This window comes from Neobacillus drentensis (genome assembly GCF_036966985.1).
GTDB classification, from domain to species: domain Bacteria; phylum Bacillota; class Bacilli; order Bacillales; family Cytobacillaceae; genus Neobacillus; species Neobacillus drentensis_E.
Map to the genome: position 1 here is coordinate 1 of NZ_JBALSN010000501.1, position 8063 is coordinate 8063.

7 protein-coding genes and 1 pseudogene are annotated in these 8063 nt (G+C 39.8%); all 8 read left to right on the forward strand.

Going from position 1 to position 8063, the window contains the following annotated elements:
• Positions 1 to 675, forward strand: a 675-nt coding sequence (locus V7659_RS26465) for an ABC transporter ATP-binding protein (RefSeq protein ID WP_335543074.1), incomplete at its 5' end; no start/stop codon positions are given.
• A gap of 242 nt (positions 676 to 917) precedes the next feature.
• Positions 918 to 2033, forward strand: coding sequence for a 4-hydroxyphenylpyruvate dioxygenase (gene hppD, locus V7659_RS26470; protein ID WP_335543075.1), 1116 nt, complete (start codon positions 918 to 920; stop codon positions 2031 to 2033).
• A gap of 78 nt (positions 2034 to 2111) precedes the next feature.
• Entirely contained in the window at positions 2112 to 2723 is a 612-nt protein-coding gene (locus tag V7659_RS26475; protein ID WP_335543076.1) for a flavin reductase family protein, read from the forward strand.
• 14 nt (positions 2724 to 2737) lie between these two features.
• Positions 2738 to 3641 (forward strand): annotated as a pseudogene (locus tag V7659_RS26480) (fumarylacetoacetate hydrolase family protein).
• A gap of 4 nt (positions 3642 to 3645) precedes the next feature.
• Positions 3646 to 4803, forward strand: a complete 1158-nt coding sequence (locus V7659_RS26485) for a homogentisate 1,2-dioxygenase (protein WP_335543077.1) — start codon at positions 3646 to 3648, stop codon at positions 4801 to 4803.
• A gap of 113 nt (positions 4804 to 4916) precedes the next feature.
• Positions 4917 to 5531 (forward strand): NUDIX hydrolase, encoded by a 615-nt coding sequence (locus V7659_RS26490; RefSeq protein ID WP_335543078.1) that lies wholly within the window; start codon positions 4917 to 4919, stop codon positions 5529 to 5531.
• A 163-nt stretch (positions 5532 to 5694) separates the two neighbouring features.
• Positions 5695 to 7056, forward strand: coding sequence for an aspartate kinase (locus tag V7659_RS26495; protein ID WP_335543079.1), 1362 nt, complete (start codon positions 5695 to 5697; stop codon positions 7054 to 7056).
• Positions 7057 to 7260: 204 nt separating this feature from the next.
• The coding region (locus V7659_RS26500; RefSeq protein ID WP_335543080.1) for a quinone oxidoreductase family protein at positions 7261 to 8063 on the forward strand (803 nt) is incomplete at its 3' end.

Here is an 8063-nt window from a genome sequence, read left to right on the forward strand (position 1 = left end):
AATGGTGCAGGAAAATCTACATTAATGAATATCATTTCCGGTGTGTTAATCCCAGATGTCGGTGAGGTTCATATTAACGGAAAAAATGTTACCAATATGTCAGAGTACAAACGCTCAAAAATGATTGGACGTGTCTTTCAGGACCCAATGGCAGGAACGGCTCCAAGTATGACAATTGAGGAAAATCTGGCGATGGCTTACTCTCGTAACAAAATGAGAACCCTTCGCCAAGGGGTAACCAAAAAGCGCCGTGATTATTTTCGTGAGGTATTGGAATCACTGCATTTAGGACTGGAAAACCGACTAAGTGCAAAGGTAGGGCTTTTATCCGGTGGAGAACGCCAAGCACTATCCTTATTAATGGCAACTTTCACAGAGCCTTCCATTCTCCTTCTGGATGAACATACAGCGGCACTTGATCCGTCAAGAGCGGAATTAATAACAAATTTGACGAGAGAAATTGTCGACAAATACAAACTGACCACATTAATGGTTACACATAATATGCAACAAGCAATTGATTTAGGAAATCGCTTAATTATGATGGATAAGGGTCAGATTATTTTAGAGGTTAGTGAGGAAAATAAGAAGCAGCTGACAATAGAAAGTTTGTTAACGGAGTTTAAACGGATCCGCGGTGAACATATGGCGAGCGACCGGGCGATTCTTTCCTAATCGAAAAAAATTTTTTGAATGTCTATTTTTCTATTGAATAATATTTCCAATATGATTTAATTAGAAACTTCCCGAAATGGGTAAGTTTCTTTTTGTGTTTTTGGGAAATAACGCAAAAATAGTCCTGGTTTCTTTAGCACCAAAAAGCGTTATTGCTTTACACCCTATCCTTGATAGGACAAGATTCTTTGAATTAGAATTAATTCTGAATATTATTACATTTAGTTAATGGGGGTTTCTAAATGAAAGAAAATAGAGTAAGAGCAGACCAATTAGCTAATGACTTCTTTCCGGTTCGAGACGTGGATTATATTGAGATTTACACGGGTAATGCCAAACAGGCATGTCACTTTTTCTGTACAGCATTCGGTTTTGAACCAGTAGCATATTCGGGTCTTGAAACAGGTAATCGTGAAACCGCTTCCTACTGTTTGAAGCAGCGAAATATTCGCCTTGTACTAACAGGTTCTTATACTGAGGAAGGGTCAGTAGCCCAATTTGTTAAGAAACATGGAGACGGTGTGAAGGATATTGCGCTTTTAGTTGATGATGTCGAGAAAGCATTTGAAGAAGCTGTGAATCGAGGAGCGATTGCCATTGCTGCCCCATTTGAAATGAAGGATAAATCAGGGGTGGTTAAAAAAGCCGTTCTAGGTACATATGGAGACACGATCCATACGTTAATAGAACGAAAAAATTATCAGGGAGTGTTCTTACCAGGATTTGAACCATATTCAGTGCCATTACCTGTTAAAGATACGGGTTTAATTGGGATTGACCATGTAGTTGGGAACGTAGAGCGAATGGAGGAATGGGTAGAGTATTATGCTAAGGTAATGGGCTTTAAAGAAATGAAACATTTCTCTGATAAGGACATTACGACAGAATACTCTGCACTTATGTCTAAAGTTATGCATAACGGTGGGCGGATCAAGTTTCCGATCAATGAACCTGCGGTTGGAAAACGAAAATCACAAATTCAAGAATATCTAGAATTCTATAATGGTCCGGGTGTACAGCATTTGGCCATATTAACGGAGGATATTGTCTCAACGGTTGCGATTTTAAAGCAAAATGGAGTTGAATTCCTTAAAACTCCTGATACCTATTATGAATCCTTAGGTGAACGGATTGGGAAAATTGATGAAGAGATAGAAAAGCTGCGGGAACTAAATATTTTAGTAGACCGAGATGATGAGGGGTATTTACTGCAAATTTTCACCAAACCAATTGTTGACCGTCCAACATTATTTGTTGAAATTATTCAACGAAAAGGGGCACGCGGTTTTGGAGAAGGAAACTTTAAAGCTTTATTTGAGTCCATTGAGCGGGAGCAGGAAAGACGAGGAAATTTATAAAGAATAGTAGTTTATAAGGGCTAAAGGGAGAGAGATCTCTTCCTTTTTTAGAGTTCAAGAAGTGAGGTGATAAATGCAATGGAAATCTCCCCGAAAACACTGGAATGGAGAGAGGCATATAAATTATTAGTTGGCTCAATTCTCCCCCGTCCAATTGCTTTTGTTTCTACAGTGGATGAGAAGGGCATTGCTAATGCGGCCCCATTTAGTTTTTTTACGGCAATTTGTGCGGACCCAATGCTCATTTGTTTTTCACCAATGAGAAGGGGAACAGATGGAGCTAAAAAAGATACGCTCGTAAACATTGAAAGCACAGGTCAATTTGTCATTAATATTGTTAGTAACAGTTTGGCAGAACGAATGAATGACTGTGCGATCGAATATAGTCCGGATGTCGACGAAATGGTGGAAGTGGGTTTAACGAAAGAACTTAGTATCAAGGTCAAGGTGCCGCGTATCAAAGAATCGCTTGTCCACTTAGAATGTGAACTAGAACAAGTATTGCATTTTGGTGATAAACCTGGGGCGGGAAGTCTAGTAATTGGAAAAGTAGTTCATGTCCATGTAAACGATGAACTGTTGGATAAGGGAAAGATTGATACTGCGAAACTGAAGCCGATCGGGAGAATGGCAGGAAATATTTTTACAGACCCCGTAGCAAAAATGTTTGAAATGAAGAGAAAAACCTAGAAAAGGTGAGTGTCGTGAAATTCGTAACGTTCGAAAAACCGGATGGGACATTCCGAGCAGGATGGTTATTAGATCAAGAATATGCGGTAGATATGTATGAAGCCTCAAGTGGAATACTGCCAAGTAATCTCCTGGATTTTCTAGAAAATAGTGAGTCTAATCTAGAAAAGGTGGTTAGTTTCTCATTTACAAAGGAACAAAAAGGAGTATATCCATTAAGTGAGCTACGTTTAAAGGCGCCGCTGCCATTCCCTAGGAGTTTTCGTGATTTTTATGCATTTGAGCAGCATGTGAAACAAGCCAGGGAGAATAGGGGCCTTGGAATGATTCCAGAATGGTACGAAATTCCTGTTTTTTACTTCTCGAATCATCTTGCCATAAAAGGACCGGGAGAAGCCATTGTTAAGCCGGAAGCGTGTAACTGGCTTGATTATGAGCTTGAAATTGCCTGTGTCATTGGTAAAGAAGGTAGAAACATTTCTGCAAATCAGGCGGATGAACATATTTTTGGCTACTGTATATTAAATGNNGAAAGAAATGAAAGTTGGCCTTGGTCCTGCCAAGGGGAAGGATTTCTCAACTTCAATTGGACCATGGATTGTTACAAAAGATGAGTTAGAACCATTTAGAGCAGGAAAAGGATTTAATCTCTCCATGAAAGCCACTGTAAATGGACGCCTTCTTTCCGAAGGGAATATGAAAGATATATTTTATTCCTTTGGAGAGATGATTGAGAGGGCATCAGCGGGTGTTACCTTAATCCCTGGAGAGATCATTGGTTCAGGAACTGTCGGCTCTGGATGTATTCTTGAACTAGGTGATCAGGTACATCGCTGGTTAAAGCCAGGTGATCGGGTTAAATTAGAGATTGATCATCTTGGCGTGCTACAGAATGAGATAATCGCTGAAGAGAGGTGAATTCATGTTTTACCGTCAAATGGGGAAGATACCGCATAAACGGCATACAATGTTTAAAAAAGCCGATGGGAGCCTATTCAGAGAACAAGTAATGGGGACACGGGGATTTTCAGGAACCCAATCGATTTTGTATCACCACTATATGCCAACAGAGGTGGTGAGAACGGAATTAGTAAGTGGTTACTTGCCAGAATATGAGGAGCAGCAGCCTCTAAAACACCGCCATTTTTTCACCAATAAAGTGCCGACCAAAGGCGATGCCCTGATGGCTAGGGAATATATCTTAGGAAATCAGGATTTATTAATTGGAACCGCACATGTAACTGCACCGATGACAAGCTATTATCGAAATGGCGATGGCGATGAAATGCTCTATGTCCACTACGGAACTCGAAAAATAGAAACGATGTTCGGCACCCTATCTTACCGGCAGGGTGACTATCTTATTATTCCGATTGGGACCATATACCGTGTTATACCAAACGAAAATGAAGAGACAAAAATGCTGTTTGTTGAATCCTTCAGCCAAATCACCACACCAAGACGGTACCGAAATGAATATGGTCAGTTATTAGAACATAGCCCATTTTGTGAAAGGGACTTTCGAGGCCCGGAAGAACTGAAGACATTCGACGAAAAGGGTGAATTTGAGGTTTTAACAAAATCAAGAGGGAAGATAACTTCGCATATTTTAGGACATCATCCCCTTGATGTAGTGGGCTGGGATGGATATTTATATCCGTGGGCTTTTAACATTGAAGATTTTGAACCAATCACAGGGAGAGTCCATCAACCGCCGCCAGTCCATCAAACTTTTGAAGGGAATAATTTCGTTGTTTGTTCGTTTGTTCCGAGACTATATGACTATCATCCAGAATCCATACCAGCGCCATATTATCATAGCAACGTGAACAGCGACGAGCTTCTCTATTATGTGGAAGGTAATTTCATGAGTCGAAAAGGGGTTCAAGAAGGTTCGATTACACTTCATCCAGGCGGTATCCCCCATGGCCCACATCCGGGGAAAACAGAAGCAAGTATTGGAAAAAAGGAAACGCTGGAACTAGCTGTTATGATTGACACCTTCCACCCATTAAAAATTGTAAAAACCGCACAAAAAATTGAGGATGTTAATTATATGTATTCATGGTATGAGAAATAGGAATAAAATGTATTAAGCGAACAATCCAACAAAAGAATTGGATTGTTTTTTTATCTGCCCGTAAAAGTGGTATTGTAATAATAAGTTATTTGAAAAAGAAATGAGGTGAAGTCATGGAGTTGGAACCAATACTATCTAAATTAAAAAACCATACACCAAAGATCCTTGGCAGTGAAAAATTTTCAAAATATGCTGTTATGGTCCCACTCATTGAAAAAGAGGACGGGATCCACGTTTTGTTAGAAGTTCGTTCCCTTGAACTTAGAAGGCAGCCCGGAGAAATTTGTTTTCCAGGGGGGAGGATTGATGCCCAGGATACCGACGAAAAAGCAGCCGCTATCCGTGAAACCGTGGAAGAATTAGGTGTCAGTCATGAGTATATCTCAAACGTACACCCATTGGATTTTATGATTTCACCTTTTGGAATGATGATCTATCCTTTTGTTGGCTACATTAAAACACCAAATACGATTGTGCCTAACCCTTCAGAAGTCGGTGAGATTTTTACTGTACCGCTATCATTTTTAATAAAAAATGAACCAGAGATTTATAAAATTGAATTTAAGGCAGAACCCGAGGTTAATTTTCCCTTTGACCTTATTGTGGGCGGTGAAAATTATAATTGGCGTACACGAGGAATCGAGGAGTATTTCTATCGTTATGATGGAAAAGTGATATGGGGACTTACTGCCAAGATTCTTGCCCATTTTATTGAATTACTACGGTAGTTCTAGTTTTAAAAAAAGGGAGGATTTCCTAGCAGAAATCCTCTGTTTTTTTTTGTTTGTCCACTAGAGGAGAACAAATGTCCACGTATAAAAGAAAAAGCTTGATTATTTTCTGAATATGATTAAAATTAAGATTATATTTTTTAATTAGGGAGATGTAGGGATGAAGGTCGTAAAGTTTGGCGGGTCCTCGCTAGCATCAGGAAAACAAATTGAAAAGGTATTTAAGATTGTTGTTTCAGACCCCAAGAGAAAAGTCGTTGTCGTTTCTGCCCCCGGGAAAAGGTTTGCAGAAGATGATAAGGTAACCGATTTATTGATTGAATGTGGAGAACTTTGTCTACAAAATAAGGACCCAAGGGAACAAGTTGAGGCCGTCCTAGAAAGATACTCCTCGATCGCCGAGGAATTATCACTGTCAAATGATATTATAATCGAAATTCAAGAAGATTTAGCAAATCGGTTGAGCGCTGATAAAACAAAACCTGATCGTTTTCTGGATTTGTTAAAAGCAAGTGGTGAAGATAACAACGCCAAATTGGTTGCTGCCTATTTCCGTAAGCAGGGTGTAGAAGCTTCTTACATAGATCCGAAAGAAGCGGGGCTGCTTGTCAGTGATGAGCCAGGTAATGCTCAAGCACTGCCTGAAGCTTATAGTCAGTTATATTCGTTGCACGATCGAAAAGGGATTCTAATATTTCCAGGATTCTTTGGTTATAGCAGGGAAGGTGAGGTGTTTACCTTTTCAAGAAGCGGCTCCGACATTACTGGATCCATCTTAGCCAATGCCCTTAAAGCTGACCTTTATGAGAATTTTACCGATGTGGATGCAGTGTATTCCGTCAATCCCTTCATCGTAAAAAATCCGAAGGAAATAAAAGAACTGACTTACCGGGAAATGCGTGAACTTTCGTATGCAGGATTCACCGTGTTACATGATGAAGCACTTGTTCCGGCGTTCAGAGCAGGAATTCCTGTTCAAATTAAAAATACAAATAATCCAAGTGCACCTGGGACAAAGATTGTCTATGAACGAGACAACACAAATGGACCAGTAATTGGTATTGCGAGTGACCAAGGATTTTGTAGTATTTACGTTAGCAAATATTTAATGAATAGAGAGGTAGGCTTTGGACGGAAGCTGTTAAGTATCTTAGAAGACTTCGGATTATCTTATGAACATACGCCTTCAGGAATTGATGATGTTTCCGTGATCCTCCGTGAAAATCAAATGGATGCCGAAATGGAGAAGGCGATTGTTGAACGAATTGAATCAGAGCTGCATGCTGATCAAGTGAAGATCGAGCACAGTCTTGCACTTATAATGGTGGTTGGCGAGGGCATGCGCCACAATGTAGGGACCATGGCTAAAGCCTCCAAAGCGTTGGCGAAAGCTCATATTAATATTGAAATGATTAACCAAGGTTCTTCAGAGGTAAGCATGATGTTTGGGGTTAAGGTAGTAGATGAAAAAAGAGCGGTTCAGGCACTTTATGAGGAATTTTTTATGGCAGTTACGGTATAATCACGCTCATTATTATGAAAAAGCAGTTCTAAATTCACTTGTGATTTTAGACTGCTTTTTTTGCTTATTAATCACAGGTACCTAAAAATTAGGAAACAAGAAGTTCAAATTCAAATAGTCTGAATTTAATTTCTATGATATCATTATACTAACCGGTAGGTATGTAGACTAAAATTTAAAAGAAGAATAAGGAGACTGTATACGATGAAAGCCATTCAATTTAAGGAGTATGGAAATCCAGAAGTGTTACAAATGGTAGATGTACCGATACCATCAATAAGACCAGGATACGTACTGGTGAAAGTAAAGGCTGCTGGTGTAAATTTCGCTGACACTGCACGTCGCTACGCCCAATATTTAGCAAAAACTCCTCTTCCATATATTCCAGGTGCAGAAGTTGCTGGAGTTATTACAGAGATATCACCGGAAGTTACGGAGTATAAAAAAGGAGAATGTGTTGTTGCCTTAACAGACGATGGCGGTTATGCAGAATTTATCGCCCTACATGTATCCCAGTTAGTAAAAATACCGGAAAATGTGGATTTCAACCAAGCAGCGGCCATCCTGGGGCAAGGAGTTTCCGCCTATCATATCTTAAAAACATCGGGGCAAATAAAAAAAGGTGATACTGTTTTAGTTCATGCGGCTGCAGGAGGAGTAGGAACTTTAGCTGTCCAGTTAGCTAAAATCATGGGGGCGGGCAAAGTCATTGCAACAGCAAGCAGTTCTAAAAAATTAGAACTGGTCCATTCACTTGGTGCTGATGTAGGGATTAATTACACAGAAGAAAATTGGCATGAACAGGTTTTAGCTGCCACAGAAGGAAAAGGGGTAGATATCATTCTTGAGATGGTGGGAGGGGACATCTTTAAGAAAAGTTTGAAATGTATGGCTATAAATGGAAGACTTGTCGTTTATGGCCGTGCGGGTGGTCAAGCCACAAAGTTCGATCCGGCCATTCTTATGCAGCGTAATGTTAGTATTATAGGCTTCTGGTTAATCCATAT